The sequence below is a fragment of the Micromonospora sp. U56 genome (assembly GCF_018070095.1).
Lineage (GTDB): Bacteria > Actinomycetota > Actinomycetes > Mycobacteriales > Micromonosporaceae > Micromonospora > Micromonospora purpureochromogenes.
On the sequence record NZ_JAGPYL010000035.1, the window covers coordinates 33,555 to 52,831 of the forward strand.

Annotated in this window: 21 protein-coding genes; 10 read left to right on the top strand and 11 right to left on the bottom strand. The window is 71.6% G+C overall.

What is annotated here, in order from left to right; translation table 11 throughout:
• Nucleotides 1–9 precede the first annotated feature (9 nt).
• On the top strand, nt 10–501 hold the full coding sequence (locus KBX37_RS14645) for an NUDIX domain-containing protein (RefSeq protein WP_210776445.1): 492 nt from the start codon (nt 10–12) through the stop codon (nt 499–501).
• Here KBX37_RS14645 and KBX37_RS14650 read toward each other — a convergent pair.
• Nucleotides 494–1,375, bottom strand: coding sequence for a DMT family transporter (locus KBX37_RS14650; RefSeq protein ID WP_210776446.1), 882 nt, complete (start codon nt 1,373–1,375; stop codon nt 494–496). The two genes, KBX37_RS14645 and KBX37_RS14650, sit on opposite strands and share 8 nt — an antisense overlap.
• An 83-nt stretch (nt 1,376–1,458) precedes the next feature.
• On the opposite strand from KBX37_RS14650, the gene KBX37_RS14655 reads away from it, so the two are divergent.
• A complete protein-coding gene (locus tag KBX37_RS14655; protein WP_210776447.1) occupies nt 1,459–2,349 on the top strand; it encodes a LysR family transcriptional regulator in 891 nt (296 codons plus the stop codon).
• Nucleotides 2,350–2,358: 9 nt separating this feature from the next.
• On the opposite strand, the gene KBX37_RS14660 is transcribed toward KBX37_RS14655, so the two are convergent.
• Together KBX37_RS14660 and KBX37_RS14665 are read right to left on the bottom strand one after the other, a co-directional pair.
• On the bottom strand, nt 2,359–4,035 hold the full coding sequence (locus KBX37_RS14660; protein WP_210776448.1) for an MDR family MFS transporter: 1,677 nt from the start codon (nt 4,033–4,035) through the stop codon (nt 2,359–2,361).
• A 133-nt stretch (nt 4,036–4,168) separates the two neighbouring features.
• The gene (locus KBX37_RS14665; protein WP_210776449.1) at nt 4,169–4,714 is read right to left on the bottom strand and encodes a type 1 glutamine amidotransferase domain-containing protein; all 546 of its coding nucleotides are present in this window, start codon (nt 4,712–4,714) and stop codon (nt 4,169–4,171) included.
• 115 nt (nt 4,715–4,829) lie between these two features.
• Between KBX37_RS14665 and rfaE2 the strand changes: the two genes are divergently transcribed.
• A complete protein-coding gene (gene rfaE2 / locus KBX37_RS14670) occupies nt 4,830–6,734 on the top strand; it encodes a D-glycero-beta-D-manno-heptose 1-phosphate adenylyltransferase (RefSeq protein ID WP_210776450.1) in 1,905 nt (634 codons plus the stop codon).
• Nucleotides 6,731–7,609 (top strand): glycosyltransferase family 2 protein, encoded by an 879-nt coding sequence (locus KBX37_RS14675; protein WP_210776451.1) that lies wholly within the window; start codon nt 6,731–6,733, stop codon nt 7,607–7,609. The genes rfaE2 and KBX37_RS14675 overlap by 4 nt, the downstream gene beginning before the upstream one ends.
• Before the next feature lie 19 nt (nt 7,610–7,628).
• Here the strand turns inward: KBX37_RS14675 and KBX37_RS14680 are convergent, their stop codons facing one another.
• From KBX37_RS14680 to KBX37_RS14690, 3 genes are read right to left on the bottom strand one after another with little or no spacing between them, the layout of a single operon-like run.
• A complete protein-coding gene (locus tag KBX37_RS14680; RefSeq protein ID WP_210776452.1) occupies nt 7,629–8,753 on the bottom strand; it encodes a glycosyltransferase family 9 protein in 1,125 nt (374 codons plus the stop codon).
• A 7-nt stretch (nt 8,754–8,760) separates the two neighbouring features.
• Nucleotides 8,761–9,309 (bottom strand): Hsp20/alpha crystallin family protein, encoded by a 549-nt coding sequence (locus tag KBX37_RS14685; protein WP_210776453.1) that lies wholly within the window; start codon nt 9,307–9,309, stop codon nt 8,761–8,763.
• Nucleotides 9,306–9,812, bottom strand: a complete 507-nt coding sequence (locus tag KBX37_RS14690) for a DUF2231 domain-containing protein (protein WP_210776454.1) — start codon at nt 9,810–9,812, stop codon at nt 9,306–9,308. The genes KBX37_RS14685 and KBX37_RS14690 overlap by 4 nt, the downstream gene beginning before the upstream one ends.
• 156 nt (nt 9,813–9,968) lie before the next feature.
• Here KBX37_RS14690 and KBX37_RS14695 point away from each other — a divergent pair, with 156 nt between their 5' ends.
• Nucleotides 9,969–10,589 carry a pyridoxamine 5'-phosphate oxidase family protein gene (locus KBX37_RS14695; protein ID WP_210776455.1) on the top strand — a complete coding sequence of 207 codons (621 nt, stop codon included), beginning with the start codon at nt 9,969–9,971 and terminating at the stop codon, nt 10,587–10,589.
• On the opposite strand, the gene KBX37_RS14700 is transcribed toward KBX37_RS14695, so the two are convergent.
• Nucleotides 10,550–11,167, bottom strand: a complete 618-nt coding sequence (locus tag KBX37_RS14700) for a hypothetical protein (protein WP_210776456.1) — start codon at nt 11,165–11,167, stop codon at nt 10,550–10,552. The genes KBX37_RS14695 and KBX37_RS14700 overlap by 40 nt on opposite strands.
• Before the next feature lie 179 nt (nt 11,168–11,346).
• Nucleotides 11,347–12,411 (bottom strand): suppressor of fused domain protein, encoded by a 1,065-nt coding sequence (locus KBX37_RS14705; RefSeq protein ID WP_210776457.1) that lies wholly within the window; start codon nt 12,409–12,411, stop codon nt 11,347–11,349.
• Between the two features lie 92 nt (nt 12,412–12,503).
• On the opposite strand from KBX37_RS14705, the gene KBX37_RS14710 reads away from it, so the two are divergent.
• From KBX37_RS14710 to KBX37_RS14720, 4 genes are all read left to right on the top strand, one after another.
• Nucleotides 12,504–13,052, top strand: a complete 549-nt coding sequence (locus KBX37_RS14710) for a GNAT family N-acetyltransferase (protein WP_210776458.1) — start codon at nt 12,504–12,506, stop codon at nt 13,050–13,052.
• Nucleotides 13,053–13,359: 307 nt separating this feature from the next.
• Nucleotides 13,360–13,653, top strand: coding sequence for a pyridoxamine 5'-phosphate oxidase family protein (locus KBX37_RS34485; protein ID WP_247658047.1), 294 nt, complete (start codon nt 13,360–13,362; stop codon nt 13,651–13,653).
• Entirely contained in the window at nt 13,626–13,859 is a 234-nt protein-coding gene (locus KBX37_RS34490) for a pyridoxine 5'-phosphate oxidase C-terminal domain-containing protein (RefSeq protein WP_247658037.1), read from the top strand. Before KBX37_RS34485 ends, KBX37_RS34490 begins: the two co-directional genes overlap by 28 nt.
• Nucleotides 13,860–14,120: 261 nt before the next feature.
• On the top strand, nt 14,121–15,287 hold the full coding sequence (locus KBX37_RS14720; protein ID WP_210776459.1) for a hypothetical protein: 1,167 nt from the start codon (nt 14,121–14,123) through the stop codon (nt 15,285–15,287).
• A gap of 150 nt (nt 15,288–15,437) precedes the next feature.
• Here KBX37_RS14720 and KBX37_RS14725 read toward each other — a convergent pair whose 3' ends face one another.
• The gene (locus KBX37_RS14725) at nt 15,438–15,878 is read right to left on the bottom strand and encodes a VOC family protein (protein ID WP_247658055.1); all 441 of its coding nucleotides are present in this window, start codon (nt 15,876–15,878) and stop codon (nt 15,438–15,440) included.
• Nucleotides 15,879–16,358: 480 nt separating this feature from the next.
• Entirely contained in the window at nt 16,359–16,700 is a 342-nt protein-coding gene (locus KBX37_RS14730; protein ID WP_210776461.1) for a hypothetical protein, read from the bottom strand.
• Between the two features lie 1,203 nt (nt 16,701–17,903).
• On the opposite strand from KBX37_RS14730, the gene KBX37_RS14735 reads away from it, so the two are divergent.
• Entirely contained in the window at nt 17,904–18,251 is a 348-nt protein-coding gene (locus KBX37_RS14735) for a hypothetical protein (protein ID WP_210776462.1), read from the top strand.
• Nucleotides 18,252–18,548: 297 nt separating this feature from the next.
• Here KBX37_RS14735 and KBX37_RS35980 read toward each other — a convergent pair whose 3' ends face one another.
• The gene (locus tag KBX37_RS35980; protein WP_374103750.1) at nt 18,549–18,863 is read right to left on the bottom strand and encodes a DUF4190 domain-containing protein; all 315 of its coding nucleotides are present in this window, start codon (nt 18,861–18,863) and stop codon (nt 18,549–18,551) included.
• Nucleotides 18,864–19,277: the final 414 nt, after the last annotated feature.

Consider the following 19,277-nt stretch of genomic DNA (forward strand, 5'->3'; position numbering starts at 1 on the left):
ATTGTCCGGGTGAGCATCTCGTGGGCGGACTCGTACGTGGGGCAGTTGCGCGCCCTGGCCGGTGACCGGACCCTGATGTTCGTCGGGGCCCGCGCCGTGGTCCGCGACAACGCGAGCCGGGTGCTGCTGATCCAGCGCTCCGACAACGGCCACTGGGCCCTGCCGGCGGGCGCGATGGAGCTGGGCGAGTCGATCGCCGACTGCGCGGTACGCGAGGTCCGCGAGGAGACCGGGCTGCGCGCGCTGCGGGTCAGCGCGTTCGCCCTCTACACCGGGCCGGACCGCACCCACACCAACATGTACGGCCACACCTACCAGATCTTCACCGCCGCGTTCCGGGTCGAGGACTGGGACGGCGACCTGGCCCGGGTCACCGACGAGACGACCGACGCCGGCTTCTTCCCCCGCGACGCGTTCCCCTCGCCGCTGTCGGCCTCGGTGCCGGAGACCCTCGCCGACCTCGACGTCTTCGAGCAGACCAACCGGCTCATCCTCAAGTAGTCCCGACCACGGCCGGCTCGGGTCGGCTGGGCGCGACCGCCTCGGCCCGGGCGCCGGTGCGTTCCGCGCCGATGCCGGCGGCCACCACGAAGGCGATCCCGACCGCCGCCCCGACGCCCGGCACCTGGTGCAGCGCGACCAGGCCGATGACCAGCGCGATCGCCGGTTCCAGGCTCATCAGCGTGCCGAAGGCGGCGGTGGTGAGGCGGCGCAGGGCGAGCAGTTCCAGCACGAACGGCACCACCGGCAGCAGCACCGCCAGCCCCAGCCCGGCCAGCAGCACCGGCCAGGTGAGGTCGCCGAGGACGCCCGGCCCGACCACCACGGTGGCGACCACCGCGGCCACCGGCATCGACACCGCCAGGCCGCGGATGCCGGAGACCTCGTCGCCGACCCGCTGGGTGAGCAGGATGTACGCCGCCCAGCAGGCGCCCGCCGCCAGCGCGAAGCCGACACCCACCAGGTCCGCCCCGCCGCGCCACGGCTCGGTGAGCAGCAGCACCCCCACGGCGGCGAGCGCCGGCCAGAGCTTCGTCCCGCCCCGGCCCCGGGCCACCGCCACCCCGAGCGGGCCGAGGAACTCCAGCGCGCTCGCCGTACCCAGCGGCAGGCGGGCCACCGCGGCCATGAACAGGATCGTCACCCCGGCGGTCACCACGCCGAGCGCGACACAGGCCAGCAGGGCGCGCCGGGTGAAGCTGGCCGGCCGGGGGCGGACCAGGACGACCAGCAGCAGGCCGGCCCAGGCCAGCCGCAGCCAGGCGGCCCCGTCGGGCCCCACCTCGTCGAAGAGGGCGACCGAGGCGGCCAGGCCGAGCTGGACGAAGAACATCGACGCGACGGCCATCGCCGCGCCGGTACGGGTGGGAGCCATGCCCCCAGTAGAGCCGCTACCCACCGTTCACGTCCACGTGACTTTGCTGGACGCACCGTTCGCCAATGATGAACAATTGCGGCATGGACCTGCGCCGCCTGCGACTGCTGCGCGAGCTGGCCCGGCTCGGCTCGATGCGCGAGGTCGCCGACGAGCTGGGCGTCACCACGTCCACCGTGTCGCAGCAGCTCGCCGCGCTCTCCCGCGAGGTCGGCGCGACGCTGATCGAGCCGCAGGGCCGCCGGGTGCGGCTCACCCCCGCCGGGCGCCGGCTGGCCGAGCACGCGGTGACCATCCTCGCCGCCGTGGAGGTGGCCCGGCTCGACCTCGACCCGCGCGCCGAGCCGGCCGGCACCGTCCGGGTCGCCGGCTTCGCGACCGCAGTCCGCCGCTCGCTGCTGCCGGTCACCGCCGACCTCGCGGCGCGCCACCCGCGGGTCCAGCTGCGCATCCACGAACACGAACCGGCCGAGGCCTTCGCGCTGCTGGCGACCGACGACGTCGACCTCGCCCTGACGTACGACTACAACCTCGCGCCGGCGCCCGTCGACCGCACGCTGGAGGCGATCCCGCTCTGGTCGGCGCCGTGGAGCCTCGGCGTGCCGGCCGACGCCGTCGGGGACGTCCCGGACCACGCCGCAGCCGTCTTCGACCGCTTCCGGGACCGCGGCTGGATCGTCAACTCCCGCTACACCGCCGACGAGGTGGTCGTCCGGACCATCGCCTCGATGGCGGACTTCGAACCCCGGATCGAGCACCGCGCGGACAGCCTGGAACTCGTCCAGGACCTGATCGTCGCCGGCCTCGGGGTCGGGCTGCTCCCCGCCGACCAGCCGACCGTTCCCGGCGTACGCCTGCTCCCGCTCACCGGCCCGGAGGCCCGGCTACGGTCGTACGCGGTCACCCGCCGGGGCCGGGCCGCCTGGCCCCCGCTCGCCCTGATCCTCGACCTGCTCGCGGCCGTATCCGCATAGCCGCCGGTGTCAGAGCATGGTCTGCGACTTCGCCTCCATGTCGGCGGCGGCCTCCTCCTTCGACTCCTTCGTGATCGGCTTCCCGCCGGCGGCGGGCGCCTTGCCGCCGAGCGGGTCGGCGCCGCCGGTCGCGCCCTGCGGGCCGGTCCCGCGCAGCTGGTCGTCCGGCAGGGCCAGGGTGACCAGCACCGCCAGGATGGCGATCAGTCCGGCGGTCAGGAAGACCATGTCCAGCGAGTCGACGAAGGCACCCTGGATGGCGGCCCGCACCGGCCCCGGCAGCGCCAGGATGGTCGCCGGGTCGTTGATCGAGATGTCGGCTCCGCCGCTGGCCTCGACGGCGGCGCGCTGCTCCGGAGGGAGCTGGGCGATCGCGGCCGGCAGCCGGTCGGCGAGCTGCCCGGTCAGCTGGGAGGAGAGCACCGCGCCGAGGATCGCCACCCCGAACGAACCCCCCAGCGACCGGAAGAACGTCGCCGACGAGGTCCCCGCGCCCAGGTCGCGGACGTCGACCGCGTTCTGCACCGCGAGGATCAGCGACTGCATGCACAGGCCCAGCCCGACGCCGATCACCACCATGAAACCGAACGCCACCCAGAGCGAGGTCTCCACCCGCAGCCGGGTGAAGAGCAGCATGCCGACCAGCAGCACCACCGAGCCGACCACCGGGAACCACTTGTACCGACCGATCCGGCTCATCGCCCGGCCGGTGAGGACCGAGGTGACGATGATGCCGGCCATCATCGGCAGCATCAGCAGTCCGCTGCGGGTCGGCGAGGCCCCCTTGGCGATCTGGAGATAGAGCGGGATGAAGATGATCGACCCGAACATCACCAGACCGAGCACGAAACCGGCCGAGTTGGCCAGCGCGAAGGTGGCGCTGCGGAACAGCCGCAGCGGCAGGATCGGCTCGGCGACCCGGGCCTCCTGCACCACGAAGAGCACCCCGAGGACCACCCCGGCGACGAAGAGCCCGACGATCACCCCGGAGCCCCAGGCGTACTCGTTGCCGCCCCAGCTCAGCGCCAGCAGCAGCGCGCTCACCCCGGCCACCAGCAGCCCCGCGCCGAGCCAGTCGATCGCGTGCTCCCGCCGCTCGAACGGGATCAGCCGCATCACGTGGTAGCAGACCACGATCGCCAGGATCGCCAGCGGCACGTTGATGTAGAAGATCCACCGCCAGTTCGTCTCGGCGAAGTACCCGCCGACCAGCGGCCCGGCCACCGACGACAGGCCGAAGACCGCGCCGAAGAGTCCCTGGTAGCGGCCCCGATCCCGGGGTGAGACCACGTCCGAGATGATGGTGAACGCCAGCGTCAGCAGGCCGCCCGCGCCGATGCCCTGGATGCCCCGCGTGAGGATCAGCTGGGTCATGTTCTGCGACAGGCCGGCCAGCAGCGAGCCGAGCAGGAACGTGCCGATCGAGAAGAGAAAGACCGGTCGGCGGCCGTACAGGTCGGCCATCTTGCCGTACAGCGGGGTGGAGGCGGTGGAGGCGAGCAGGTACGCGGTCACCACCCAGGAGTAGTGGTTGATGCCGCCCAGCTCGCCGACGATGGTGGGCAGCGCCGTACCGACGATGGTCTGGTCGAGCGCGGCCAGCAGCATCCCGGTCATCAGGCCGAACATCAGCAGGCGGATCTGGCGGGCGTGCAGGACCGGGCCGCCCTGGGCTTCCATCGTCATCCCGCCTTCTATCCCGGACCGTGCCGAACATGCGCCCCCGCCGGAAAAACCCGTCGACAGTCCGGCTGACCCGGCGCGTTGATCATGAAGTTGTTGTCCCGACCCGCCGGGCCGGTCGACAACAACTTCATGATCAACGGGAGCTGAACTCCTCGACGATCGCGGTGCAGAAGGCGGGGAGGTCGGCGGGTCTGCGGCTGCTGACCAGGTTGTTGTCCTTGACCACTGGCTCGTCTAGCCAGGTGGCGCCGGCGTTGGTCAGGTCGGTGCGGAGGCTGGGCCAGGAGGTGATCCGTCGGCCGCGCACCACGTCCGCCTCGATGAGCGTCCACGGGCCGTGGCAGATCACCCCGACCGGCTTGCCGGCGTCGAAGAACGCCTTCACGAATCGGACCGCGTCCGCATCGGTCCGCAGGAAGTCCGGGTTCGCCACGCCGCCGGGCAGCACCAGCGCGTCGTAGCCACCGGCGTCCGCGTCGGCCACGGTCACGTCGACGCCGTACGTCCTGCCGTGGTCGAGGTGGTTGAAGGACTGGATCGAGCCAGGCTTGAGCGAGACCAGCTCCACCGTCGCGCCCGCCCGCTCGACCGCGTGGCGCGGCTTCACGTACTCGACCTCCTCCACGCCATTCGTGGCGAGGAAGGCGATCCGCCGGCCCTGCAGTGTCGTCGCTGCCATGTCGTGTTGCTCCTCTCCGGGGTGTCCCTTGCCGGTTCCCGGGCCGGAATGCCCGAAACGTGGCCCCGGCTGGCGGGGATGTTTGGCCCGAAGCCCTCGGGGGAGTCGGGAAGGCATGGCAGGAGCAGCAGCGGAACAGCGCCGGCTCGCCACCGTCGTGGAGAGCTGGCTCGGGCGCCCGGTCCTGGTCGTCGGGGACGCCATGCTGGACGAGTGGCGGTTCGCCGAGTCCGACCGGCTCTGCCGCGAGGCGCCCGCCCCCGTCCTCACCCTGCGCCGGCGCATCTCCGCCGCCGGCGGCGCCGCCAACACGGCGGTCAACATCGCCACCCTCGGCGGCCGGGCGCTGCTGGTCGCCCCGGTCGGCGCCGACGTGGCCGGCGACGAACTGCACGACTGCCTGGACCGGGCCGGGGTCTGGGACCGTACGGTCGGCCAGCCGCACCGGCCGACGCCGGTGAAGCGGCGGATGCTCGCCGGCAACCAGATCCTGCTCCGGGAGGACTCCGGCGACCCGGAGGACGCGCTCGACGACGACGGGGTGCGGGACCTGCTCACCGCGCTGGACTGCGCGACCGAGGAGCTGAAGGCGGCCGCCGGTGGCGCCACGCCCACCCTGGTCGTCTGCGACTACGGCCTGGGCGCGCTGCCCGCGCCGGTGCGCGCCTGGCTGGTCGCCAACCGCGAGCGCTACACCACCGTCGCCCTGGACGCGCACGACCTGGCCGACTGGCGGGGCCTCGCCCCGACCGTGGTGACCCCGAGCTTCGCCGAGGCGACCCGGCTGCTGGCCCGCGCCGCCGCCGGCTTCGGCGCCGCGCCGCGTCCCGCCGGACGGACCGCCGCCGGCCCGGACCTGCACCTGGACCACCCGCCGGTCGACCCGGCCGACGGCCCGTCCGAGCTGAGCGTCGGCGCGGCCCCGGGCGGGGCCGGCGTACGCCTCTCCGCCACCGGCGACCGGTCCGGTGTGATCGGCACCGGGCCGACCGGGGAGCCCACGCCCGGCGAGGACCGGGTGGCGATGACCGGCGACGGGCTGAGCGTCACCGGCACCGGGGTCACCCTGAACACCGCCGCCGGCGACGGCGTCGACCGGGCGGTGCTCGCCGAGTCGCGGCTGGAGGAACTGCGCGAGCACACCGGCGCGGACGTGGTGGCGGTGACCCTGGACACCGAGGGGGCGGTAGTCGGCGGGGCCGACGGCGAGCCCCGGCGCAGCCACAGCACGCCCGTCCCGGCCAGCCACGCGGTCGGCGCCGGGGACGCGTACCTGGCGGCGATGACGCTGGCCCTGGCGGCCGACGCGCCGCTGCCGACCGCGGCCCAACTGGCCCAGCTCGCCGCGACGATCACCGTGTCGGACACCGGGACCTGCGTCTGCCGGCGGGAGGACCTGCTCGCCGCGCTGGGCACCACTGCGGACGGTACGGCCCACCCGACGCTGGTGGGCACGGCCGAGCTGGCCGCGATCGTCGGCGACCACCGGCGCGCCGGCCGCTCGATCGTCTTCACCAACGGCTGCTTCGACGTGCTGCACCCCGGGCACGTGCGCTACCTGGAGCAGGCCCGCGCGCTGGGCGACCTGCTGGTGGTGGCGGTCAACTCCGACGGCAGCGTCCGCCGGCTCAAGGGCCCGGACCGGCCGGTCAACCCGGTCGAGGACCGGATCACCCTGCTCGCCGCGCTGTCCTGTGTGGACCACGTGGTGGTCTTCGAGGAGGACTCGCCGGCCACGCTGATCGAGACCGTCCGGCCCGACGTGTACGTCAAGGGCGGCGACTACCCGCCGGAGATGGTGCCGGAGGCGCCGCTGGTCCGCCGGCTCGGCGGTCAGGTCCGCACCCTCGGGTACGTGCCGGACCGCTCCACCTCGGCGATCATCGAACGGATCCGCGCCCAGGCGACCCCGTCGCCGCAGCCGCCGCAGTCCACCCCGTCGCCGCAGCCGACCCGGTCGCCGCAGTCCACCCGGTCGCCGCAGTCCGGAACCCCGCAGCGGATGGGCAGGTCGGCGTGAACCGACCGCTCGACCTCGGCAGCGCCGAGGAGTTCCGCCGGCCCCGGCAGCTCGACGTGCTGATCCCGACCCGCAACCGCCCCGCCGAACTGGCCGTCACCCTCTCCGGGCTGGCCGCCCAGGAGGGCGTACCCGGGTTCGGGGTGGTGGTCAGCGACCAGTCCGACGGCGAGCCGGCGTACACCCACCCGGCGGCGGCCACCATGGCCCGGGTACTGCGCCACCGGGGGCACCCGGTGCTGCTGACCCGCCGGCTGCCCCGGCGCGGGCTGGCCGAGCACCGCGCGTACCTGCTGGGGCGGTCGGCGGCGCGGTACGTGCTCTGCCTCGACGACGACGTCTGGCTGGAGCCGGGCACCCTGCACCGGCTGGTCGCCGCGATCGGCGAGCTGGGCTGCGGCTTCGTCGGCAACGCGGTGCACGGCCTGTCGTACGCCGACGACGTGCGCCCGGAGACCCACGCCCACTACGAGGAGTGGGACAGCCCCGTGGTGCCCGAACGGATCCGGCCGGACACCCCGCAGTGGCAGCGGGCGTCGATCCACCCGGCGGCGAACCTGCTGCACGTGACGCGCAAGCTGGACCTGCCGCCGGGCGCGTGGCGGGCGTACAAGGTCTCCTGGATCGGCGGTTGCGTGCTCTACGACCGGGCGGCGCTGGTCGACTCCGGGGGGTTCGACTTCTGGCGACGGGTGCACGAGCGCCACCAGGGCGAGGACGTCGCCGCGCAGCTCGCCGTGATGGCGCGCCACGGCGGCGCCGGCGTGCTGCCCAGCGGCGCGTACCACCTGGAGTCGCCGACCACGGTGACCGAGCGGGAGGTGGAGGCCTGGGAGGTCGTGCTCGCCGACTCCGACACCCCGCAACCGGCCTGAGCCGGGCCGTCTAGGCAGGTCAGCGCGGTGCGCCCGGTTCGGGGCGGAGCAGCTCGGCGGCCGCCTCCAGCACCTCCACCACCGGCACGTCGGTGACGAACGAGTCCCGGTGCGGGCACTCGCCGTCGCCCGGCCGGTGCGGGTAGATGCCCGGCGTGCAGTCCACGCCGCAGACCGGGCAGTGCGTGGTCCAGGAGGCGATCGGCCGGTGCCGGGCGCGCAGCGGCGTCGCCCCGTTGATCAGGTTGCCCAACCAGTAGATGCCGACCGTGGAGGTGCCGACCGCGCCGGCCAGGTGCAGCGGGCCGGTGTCGTTGGAGACCACCAGCTCACACCCGGCGTACGCGGCGGCCAGCCCGCCGAGGCTGAGCGTGCCGACCTGCGGGCGAACCGGCACGCCGGCCGCCACGACCACCGCGTCGACCAGTTCCCGCTCGGCGGGGGTGCCGGTGACCAGCACCTCGTACCCGTCGCCGTGCAGCGCCCGGGCCACCTCGCCGAAGCGCCCGGCGGGCCAGCGCCGGCGGGTGTCGGTGGCCCCGGGGTGCAGCGCCACCCGGGGCCGGTCCGGCTCGCCGAGCACCGCCAGCGCCTCGGCCCGGTCCGCGTCGGTGACGGCCAGCGCGGGGATCACGGTGGTGGCCGGCGCGCCGACCAGGGCGACCACCTCCAGGTAGCGGATCACCTCGTGCTGGTAGTAGACGTACCGGATCCACCGGTTCAGCGGCGGAGCGTCCTCGGCGCGCAGCCCGACGGTGACCCGGGCGCCGAGCCGGCTCATCAGCGGGTTCGAGTTCGCCCCGCCGCCGTGCACCTGCACCGCCAGGTCGATGCCCTCCTTGGCGGTCCGCTCCAGGAAGTCGTCCATGGAGGCGGGCGGCTCGTCCGGGCCGGGGTCGCGGATGCCGGGGGCCGGCGGGACGACCAGCACCCGGTCCACCGGGCCGGGCCGGTCGCGCCAGAGCTTCGCGTGCCACGGCGCGCCGAGCAGCACGATCTCCGCCTCCGGGTACGCGGCCCGCAGCGACTCCAGCGCGGGCAGCGTGAAGATGAAGTCGCCGAGCGCGTTGGCGCGCAGCACGGCGATGCGCCGCACGTCGGGCACGCGCTCGCCGACCGGGCCGAGCAGGGACGCGATGGCCACCCGGACGCTACAGCCGGTCGATCTCTTCGGCGGTGGTGTCCGGGTGGTGCATCTCCCGGTCCGCCGCCGGATCGGCGAGCCTGCCCGTACCAACGGCGGCCGGACCGCTGCGGCGGCCGGCGCGGCCGACGGTGATGGTCCGCGGCGCGGCCCGCTTCGCCCGGGGCAGGCGGACCCGCAGCAGACCGTGGTCCATCACCGCGTCGATGGCGTCCGGGTCCACCCGGGACGGCAGGTCGATCCGGTACTCGAAGCCGCGGGTCTCGAAGCCGCCCGGGATGCCGTGGTCGGCGTTGACCTCCGCCTCGGAGCGGGCGCGCACGCACAGCTCCCGCTCGTCCAGCTCGACGGCGACCTCCTCGGGCGCCACGCCGGGCAGCCGGACGACCACCTCCCAGCCGTCGGCGGTCTCGGTCAGCTGGACGTCCGACGTGCCACCCCGGCCGCCGACCAGCCGGCTCAGCTCCGACCGCAGCGACTGGAGCTCCCCCATCGGGTCCCAGCCCTGCTGCCGACCCCGCCATCCGCGGCCGAAACCGCCGGGCTGTTCCGTCATCGCACGTCTCCGATCCGCTGGGTGGCCGCCGGGGGCCGCAGTGAGCTGGGGGCGTCGAGGCCGGCCTCCCGGTCGACCCCGACACCGAGCCGGTCGACCAGCTCGCCACCGAGCCAGGCGCTGACGCCGAGGATGGCCATACCGACCACCTCGATGGCGATCAGCGCGCCGCCGGCCGCCCGGGAGTCGGCGTTGAGCCGGACCGCCCAGACGGCGGCGAAGAGCAGGATGACCGCCACGTTGGCGGCGGCGTGGGTGAGCGCCACCCGCTTCGCGCGGGTGCCGGCCGGGATGGCGAGCAGGTCGAACGTCCCGGCCGCGGCGGCCAGCAGGCCGCCGACCAGGCCGACCGTGATGTTCCAGTACGCCACCTCGCCGAGGAAGTCGGGGCCACCGACGGTGTCGACGATGTCGAAGAGCGTGCCGACGACCAGGAGCGCCACCGGGAACATCACCAGCATCGGGTGCACGGGGTGCCCGAGCACCTTCAGACGGCTCTCCATGGTGGGCCTCCACTGCTCGGCTCGGGGGCGCTGTGTGAGCCGGTACCCGCCGCTCCGGTGGGCAAACCTCGCGCTCGCCACGCCCACCTAGGCTGACGGACGGCGGTCGGCGTCCGGCCGGGCCGCCACCGGGGTCAACGCACGGGGGAGGCGGACGTGACGGTGGAGATCACCTCGCACGAGGAGCTGCGCGACCTGCTGGGGGCGGCGATGCCCCGGGCGGTCGCCAAGGAACGCGTCGTACTGCACGAACGGGACCGGCAGTGGCTCGCCGCCTCGCCGTTCTGCCTGATCGCGACGGCGGGGTCAGACGGCAGCTGCGACGTCTCGCCCAAGGGCGACCCGGCCGGCTTCGCCAAGGTGCTGGACGAGACGACCCTGGCCATCCCGGAACGACCGGGCAACCGGCGGGCCGACGGCTACCGCAACATCCTGGACAACCCGCACGTCGGCCTGATCTTCCTGATCCCGGGCCGGACCGACACCCTGCGGATCAACGGCCGGGCGCGGCTGCTGCGGGACGCGCCGTACTTCGACGACATGGTGGTCAAGGGGCACCGGCCGATCCTCGCGATCGAGGTCCAGGTCGAGCAGATCTTCTACCACTGTTCCAAGGCGTTCCTCCGCTCGGAGCTGTGGCAGCCGGAGACCTGGCAGCCGGACCTGCTGCCGACCCGGGCCAGGCTGATCAAGGAGGTCGAGAACACCGCGGAGAGCCTGGCCGACCTGGAGCGCCGCTACGGCCCGGAATACCTGAACTCGTTGTACGTCGGGTAGAGGCGGGCGCGGGCCATCACGTTATCGGCGTCGCCGCCCGGAGCCTCCTGGGGTCCCTGTCGAGCTGATGTCGTGAACGGATCAGCGCACGCGGCGACGGTCGGGACGGCGGTTGGTCGTCTCAGCGGGGCGGCAGGCCGATGCGGAACCGTCGCTGACCGTCGGTCAGCTCCGGCCAGTCGTCGGGCTTGTCCGAGGCGATGCGTTCCGGGTCGGGCACCCGCAGCTGCACCCGCACCACACGGAATGAACTCGTGCAGCGACGTGCTGAGCCTGGTCTCCGGCGGCACCCCACCGAACTCCCCCGCCCGGATGTCCTCGTGGCCCTCGCCGACGCGGAGCACCGCCCAGAAATGGCGTACCACCATCCGGGCGGCGCGCTGGACCCGCTCGTCGCCGACCAGACGGATCTGCTCCAGCAGGGCCAGCAACCGCTGCCGCTCCTCCTCCGTACGGTCGTGCTGGACGGCGGGATCCGGCGCACCCTTCATCCGGGTGGCCAGGTGGCGGAAGACCCGGACCGTGGACGCGAACTCGACGCTCAGCTCGTAGAGCGGGGCGTCCCAGCGGGTCGCCATCCTCGCGCTTCTCCTTGCGCTGCTCGACCAGCAGGGACGGGACGAGACCGATCAGCGCACCGACGGCGAGGGTGAGGATCGTCGCGCCCAGAGCGCCCAGTCCATAGTGGAAGCCCAGGCGTACGGGTCGCTTGTTCGCGTACCCCCGGGCGGCCCTGCGGAGTCACGCGCGCTGCGGCCTAGCCGACCTCGGCGACGACGGCACCCTCCTGGTCGCGGATCTGCGACCGGACGATCTCGACGACCAGCTCCGGCGCGCTCGCCAGCTGGTACGTCCCGGCCACCGGCCGCAGGACCTGGATCAGTTCCGGGAGCACCGCCGGCGGGAGCTCGATCTCGAGGAATCCGTCGCCGGCGTCGGTGACGGCGACCTGCTCGCCGGGCCGGAAGCCGACGCTGCTGTTCTGGGCCTCGATGAGCAGGCCGCGGCCGAACGGCAGGCGCGCCCGCAGCACCCGGCCGATCCGCTCCGCCGCGTTCGCCCCGATGGTCACCGTGGTCGTCAGCTTCCGGCGCGCCCAGCCGCCCTTCTCCGTCCGCCAGCCGGCCTCCTCGACGAACAGGGAGCCGGTGGAGGACCCGTCCCGCCGGGCGCCCTCCTCGACGGCGGTGGCGACGCCGGGTTCGTCGGTGAGGTTGCCGCGACGGAGGTCGGTGACCAGCAGGGGCAGGCTCGACGCCACGGCCCCGAGCAGGCCCTCGGCGTCCCAGCGTTCGATTGCCGCGTACTCGTCGAGGGTCAGCCCGACGATCTGCAGGAACCGGAGCCGGCCGTGCGGAGTGTCGATCGCGCCGAGCTCGGGGTCGTCGGCGAACGCTATCGCCCGGATGGCGGTGTCGGGCTCCGCCAGCGAGATCGGGCCGTTGAGGTCGAGATGGTGACCGGGCGCGAACGGGTTGCCGGACTGGAAGACGTAGCGGGCGAGGTTCTGCAGGAAGTTCGCCGCCCACATCGGCGGATCGGTCTCGGCGGCCGTCCGGGCGACCCGGAAGGTGAACTCGAACCCCCAACCCGACTCGTCGGCGTTGTCGGACTCCTTGACGTACAGCTCCGACATGCCGTAGCTGACGAAGTGCCAGTGGTCGGCGCGCGGATAGACGCTCAGGCCGTCCAGCGGATCGGGCCCGCCCAGCGCCCACTTGATGAGGGTGCCGTAGTGCTTCGGCTCGACACCCGGATAGAGCTGGTCGAGCGCGGCGTCGATAGCGGCCCAGCCGGGAGCGGCATCATCGGTGTCGACCATGAGCGGAGACTGTACGCCGAGCACGGGCTGGCGCGACGGCCGCTCGCGCCCCGGGACCGCACCGTCAGACCGGCGAGTCGATACTGGGCGGCATGTCTGAGCTGGCACTACCGATCCGTACCGAGCGACTGGTCCTCCGCCGGTACCGGGCCGACGACGTGGATGCCCTGCTCGCGTACTACAGCGACCCGCTCGTCGCCCGCTACATCCCGTGGGAGCCGTGGACGCGGGAGTTCGCCACCACGGTGGTCACCAGGCGGCTCAGCAGCACAGGGATCACCGGGCCGGAGTCCCGTCTCGCCGTGGTGGCGGAGCACGAGGGCGAGGTCGTCGGCGATGTGATCCTGTGGCCGGCCGACGAGACGCTGTCCCGCGGCGAGATGGGGTGGGCCTTCCACCCGGCGGTCTCCGGCCGCGGGTTCGCCACGGAGGCGGTTCGCGCGGTCGTCGACGTGGCCTTCGGGCACTGCGGCATGCACCGGGTCATCGCTCACGTCGATGCCCGCAACGAGGCGTCGGCGCGGCTGTGCGAGCGGGTGGGCATGGTCCGGGAGGCGCACCTGCGCCGGGACCACTGGGCCAAGGGCGAGTGGACGGACACGCTGATCTACGGCCTGCTCGCCGAGCAGTGGCACGGGTGATCGAGACTGCGTAGACGTGCGGCCCTGACCTACTGCTGCGACCCAGCTCAGCAGAGCCACCGATCCACCGCATCCGTCGCCGTCGGGCCTGGTGCGTGCCGGCGGTAGTTCCGGTGCCTCCGCACGGCCAGTTCCGGGCGCACGGCAGGATCAGGCTGTGAACATACGTAACATTCTGCGCGACCTCCCGGTCTTTGCGCAGCCGCTACCGCAGTTCGCGCCGGGCGACGCGCCGGGACACCCCAACGATCTGTTCGTGTCGTGGCTCGGCGAGGCCATCGCGGCCGGAGTGGCGGAGCCACATGCGATGTCGTTGAGCACGGTCGACGCGGACGGTATGCCCGATACTCGTACTCTGCTCCTCAAGAATGTCGATGACAGGGGCTGGCAGTTCGCCACCGATGCCGACAGCGCGAAAGGCCGACAAGTTGCCACCCGGCCCTTGCGGCCCTGGGTTTCTACTGGCGCGAGCAGGGACGACAGGTCCGTGTTCGAGGGAGCGTCGCGGCGCTCGATCCGCAGACGTCGGCCAGCGATTTCCTGGCCCGACCGGTTGGTTCTCGGGTGGCGAGCTTGGCCAGCAGGCAGAGCGAGGTGTTGACCGATCCGGCCGACCTCGAACACGCCCTCACCGCTGCCGAAGACGCCGTCAGGGACAACCCCGATGTGCTCTGTGAGAGCCACACGGTCTACGCGGTAACACCCGTGACGGTGGAGTTCTGGCAGGGCGACGCCCAGCGGCGGCATGTGCGACTGCGTTATCGCCGAGTCGGCGATGCATGGGCCAAGGAGCTGCTCTGGCCCTGATCATCGGCCGTGCTGCCCGCTCGCGGCGGCAACTCGGTCGACGGTCCGGGACGAGCAGCGCACGCAACGCCCAGTCGTCATCGGCGTCGACACCAGCGCCCACCAGGGGCGTTCATCTCGGCTGCCACGGCCGGATTGTGGCCGGTATGCGCCATGGCGCCAACGTGCCGGCCGCCAACCATTGCCCAAGTCAAAGGTGACCAGTTCCCTTCACTCACCACTGTGTCCCTTACCGACTTGATCAACAGGGTTGGAGATAGCGTGAAACGCACCGCCATCGCCGGCACACCGCCGACCAGCAGATCGTGGTACTCCCGGTTGTCCGCGTCCGTCGGCACGGCGACGGCCCTCGCCGTGCTGGTGGCTCCCTCCGTCGCCTCGGCGAGCACGACCGACCGGGCATCGGCGGTGACCCCGACCACGGTGTCCACCGCCGGCGTACCCGCCGGCTTCGCTCCCACGTCCACCTCGTGGACCAGCCCCGCCGACGGCTGGGTGCTGGGCTTCGCGCCGTGCCGGGCCGGTTCATGCCCGACCCTGGTCAGCACGGCGGACGGGGCGCAGACCTGGCAGCAGCAGCCCGCCCCACGGGTGTCGTCCACACCTGACCAGACGAAAATCCACTTCGCCAACAAGCTCGACGGGTGGACCACCGACGGCCAGGTTCTCCTGGCCACCCATGACGGTGCCGGCACGTGGCGGCGCGTGCGGCTGTCCGGCGCTGTCGGCTCGGTCAGCATCGCCAAGCTGGCTTCGACCGACCGGTACGCCTACGCGATCGTCACCCACGGAATCGGAAGCACCAGGACCACCCAGCTCTACTCGTCGCCCCTCGGCGCGGACAACTGGCAGCCGGTGGCCGGCGTCGCGGTACCTGGCAGCGGCGGGTGGGACATCGCCACCCACGGTTCGGCCGCCTACGTCGCCCTCGGCGTGATCCACACGTCGATCCGGATGTGGTCGGCGGCCGACGGCAGTGCCTGGACCGAGGTCCAGCCGGTCTGCTCGGCGTACGACGCGGTACGGCTCAGCAGCACTGAGCCCGATGACGTCGAGGGCATGTGCAGCTTCGGACCGGAGCGCGGCTACATGCACAAGCAGCTGGTCGAGTCGGTAGGCGGCGCAGCCCCCGTCGTGCTGGGGTACGCGCCCACCACGGGTATCACCACCGGGTTCGCGACGACCTCGGCCGGTGGCACGGTCGTGGCCGGCGTCGGTGCGGGCGCGAGCTGGCTGCACGCCAGCTTCGACAACGGCGCCACGTGGGAGACGCCCCTGGCGATCCCCGACGTACAGCTCCCGATGCTCGACCTGGACTTCCAGGACGCCACGCACGGCGTGGTGGTCTGGGGTGGACCCGCATGGTCGGGAGCCGCGGTGTACCGCACCACCGACGGCGGTCACACGTGGAGCCAGCTCACGCTCTGACGTCAAGGCGGTCCGGGGACCGTTTCGGCCCCCGGACCGCACGGCCCCGCAAGATCGCTACGCGCTGGCTGCTGCCGGCGCTCGCTCCCGGCCCGGGGGGCCGGTGCGCCCGGCCTGCTCATTGACCCTGGAGAAGCGCCGGCCCGGCACTCACCACAGCCGGCCGGGGAAGCGCGTGGTGACCTCCTGGAGGAACCAGCCATTGCCGTCCGGGTCGTTGAACGAGGCGAACGAGAAATAGCTCGCCCGGTCCGGAGCCAGCCCGGGGGCCCGTCCTTGGCCGTTGGCAAGGGGCAAGCCACCGCCTGCGGCGTGGAAGACCTCGCTCACGTCGACGCCCCGGCCAACCAGCTCGGCGCGGGCCGCCTCGATGTCGTCCACGACCAGGCACAGGCCCTGCATGGAGCCGGGCGCGGCCGTGGTGAGGCTGGGGCCCAACATGATCGAGCAGTCCGACCTGGGCGGTGTCATCTGCGCCACCCGGCCACCCCCCTCGCCGACGTCGATATCCTCCCGCCAACCCAGCGCCTTGTAGAAGTCCTTGGCCCGTCCCACGTCGGCGACGGGCAGCACGACGAATTCCAGCTTCATGTCCACGCTGTCGGCTCCTCTTCCTGCGCTGGCAGGCGACGTGTCAACGCCCTGGTTCCTGCGCCCTTGGCTGGCCCTGCGCCCATCCTCAACCAGCCCTCGCCCGAATGCCCAGGAAACTACAAAACCCCTCGAATCCCCCATGGATGTGACGCCCCGACGGCGTCTTCGAGCAGGCGAACAGCTTGGCCGCGGTCACGGGCTGGTCCACGAGGTGGAAGCGGGGAGCGAAGCCGGTACGCCAACGGTGGCCACCGTGGTCGGGTGAGTGCGGCGTCGGCTGCTCGCTTGGGTGCTCGGCTTCACGACGGCACGAAAAAGCCCAGGTCATGATCGGCGATCAAGCCGGTGACCTGGGCTTTTCTATGGAGCCGCCTGGCGGAATCGAACCGCCGACCTACGCATTACGAGCTCAAGTCGCCCACCTCGATCTACCTGCCCGCGCCCGCCGTGGCCTGCGGAAAGGCCTCTCGGCATCGCTCACTGCCGCGCTCCACTGTCCCCGCCCCGCCCCCAGGTTCCGGCATTGACGCGTCGCGCGGCAACCCAAACCCAGCGGATCAGGCCGTGGACGACTACGTTGAGCATCGCCGGCCCGAGCACCACCAGAAACCAAACGCTTCTGCCCCAATCGTCGTTGTAGTCACCGAGCACAAATTCCAGCGACCAGGGCAGCCCGAATACGAGCAGCGGAAAGTACGGCAGTAGCAGGTCGAACGGTCCCGTCGGGGAGTCGCTGGCGTATACATATAGGAAAAGGGCCACCGCGCCGAGCACTATCGTGGCATGCGCGAGCAGGACCCACGATCCGAGCGACTTCACGACTGCACCCTAGCCCTGCCTGCCTGCCGCCGACAGCCCTCGATTCCGGTGCCGACGGGCACGGCCGGGCATGGGGATTAGAAGAAGATCAGGGACGGCTGGTCAAGCCCTTGCGCCCCTGGTCAGCCCGTCCGCTGTTGTCGGGCAGCATCAGCGTCTGCGGAAGGTCTTGGCTGTACGGATGGCTGTACGGCAGGCGGGTACTGACGTCTGATCCGTAGATTCCCAAGACCACGTCCAAGCCGTCCGGGCTGGTCCGCATCGCCCTGGTCCTCGACCGCTCGGCAACTCCATAGCTTCGGTCCCGTCTGATCCGGTTCGCCCCGGTGGCTCCCGCGCGTGGCTCGCAAACTGTCAGACCCGAAAATGGGCTCCCCAGCCGACGGCCAGAGTGACAAACTGCAGGTAACAGCTATGGCCCGCCGTGCTCCCACCCCGCGCCACGGCTTTGATTACGGGCCTCGGGGCGGTTGGCGTGTCCATTTTCCCGCATGTGCGGCGCACCGAAGGGACCCAGGAACAGCTTGGGAATTGCCGATTTCTGCCTGTCTACCGGTTTGGCGGCCTGGTCGCGGCGGTCTCTCGTGGCCTCGGCTGGCCCCTCCTGTCCTCGCCCAATGGCACGCTAATGGCACGGTTGGCGAGACAAGTCATGATCTACGTATGCGTGTTGCAGCGGGAGCCGAAGCCCAGCCGTTCGAACTGGCGCTCTTCGCGCTGTTGGTCATCGTTCTCGGCCTCATCTCCGTTGGCCAAGGCGACGTGTACCAGAGGCGTCGATCCCGAGGCAAGAAGCCCCTCCTCCCTGCCTGGGCACCGGGCGGCTGGTGGCCTCGCCATCCAACGGCAACTTTGCGGGCCGGCTGGGCAACGACTGGAGTCGGCATCGCTCTGCTACTTCTCGCGGTCTACCGGGCAGTTATCGCGTAGCTGGAGCTGGACCCGGAACGCCAGTTGGGAAGGAGCGAGCTCAACCGGCCGCGATGCCTGAAATGCCTGCGGCCGGCGTTGGCTCCGGTTGCGTTTCGTGCCCGCTCGTGACCGCTGGGTCTTCCGACTACTGGCCCGTGGATGGCCCGGCCAAATCTCGGGCCTGTGAAGGCACCGTCGCCCGTGCGTCGACGATTGCCGTTGGCTCGTATCCTTCGGGCCATGCCCGATGATCCGCCTAGCTCGCGCCCACCACTCAGACGTGCGCCACGCATGTTGATCGCCGCACTGCTGGTAGGCGGGTTGGTGGTGTCATCCGTCAGCATCCGTGAGTTGATCGAGGGCGCGGTAGGAAGTGGCCCGCTCGCGGATTTCGGCCAGATCGCTGTTCCGATGGCGGCCACGGCCTGGCTTGCGCCCCATGGCTCCTACCGCCGTCGAGACGCACTGTGGTGGTTCCTTCCCCCGGCAGGCCTCTACATCTTCGCGGTGGTGGCGTGGCGTGTGGCTTTCCTGCCCTACCGTGATTGGACGCCTCGACCGGATGAGGCATCTCGGGTCTCCTGGCTGCGCGACCGCCAGCGGGCCGGATTGTGGTACCTGCGCGGGGAAGCACAGTAGGTGCTCCGGCCGAGCGGTTGAAGGCGGATCTCCTCGTCGGGCAGTCGTAGACCGTCCAGCCTCCCCGGACGGGGACAAGGTGGAGCGCCAACGTCAAGGCGGTGCAGCGGATGGCCGATGCCTTGCAACCCGTCGGCGAGCCTAGACCGCTTCGTTCCGAAGGAACCGTCGCTGGTCGAATACCTGCGTGAACACCGGACCATTGCTGCCCGACCGGTCCGCCAGCGTCCACGGGTGTCGGCCCTTGTGCGCGTCCGTTGTCACCCACTTGGTCACCCGGCCACGAGGGTCAGACGTTCAAGGGGACATGTTTGGCTCGCATGGAATGAATCTGCAAGCTACTTCGCCAGGAATGGTAATGCGGTGCATCAGTAGTGCTGCAATGAATGCCGCACCTGTGAGGAAACCAAGCCATCCGATCAGTATTCCCGTCGTGGCGTACCCTGCTCCCGCTTCTCCGCTTTGCCCTATCTCGCGCCGTGCAAGATGCCCGAAGATTGCGGCGGGTAGTGAGAGAAAGGCCCCTACACCGCAGCACACGAGGAAACCAAGGCCAATAAGTGCCATTCCCAGAGAGATCCTGGCCTTGCTGTTGGTCGGCCGCATCCGCATAGGGTAGTGACCCGGGCCGTGCCACGTCGTCCCCAAGAGCGACCCGCTACGCGGTTGTCGGCCGGTTGGCCACCCACTCGACCCGCGCCGGCCCTCCCCCGCTGCACCTCCTAGCCATCCCGTCGGCCTTCGTCCGCACACCGCGGCCGCCGTCACGCTCCGCCACGCGCGGATCGCGGCATGTGCGTGTGTTGCAGTGTCAGGAGCCAATCCAGGTTGGTGTGCCGTTGTGGGTGGTTGTCGCTAGTGTTCCGTCTCAGTTTTGACTAGCCACTTGCTGGAGGGCGCTCGTCCACGTCGGACCTTGGCCAGGATCGATTCGGCTGTGGCGGTCCACACGAACGGCTTCGGGTCGTCGTTGTGCACGCGCAGGTACTCCTCGATGGCGGCGACGAGGTCGTCGACGCTGCGGAA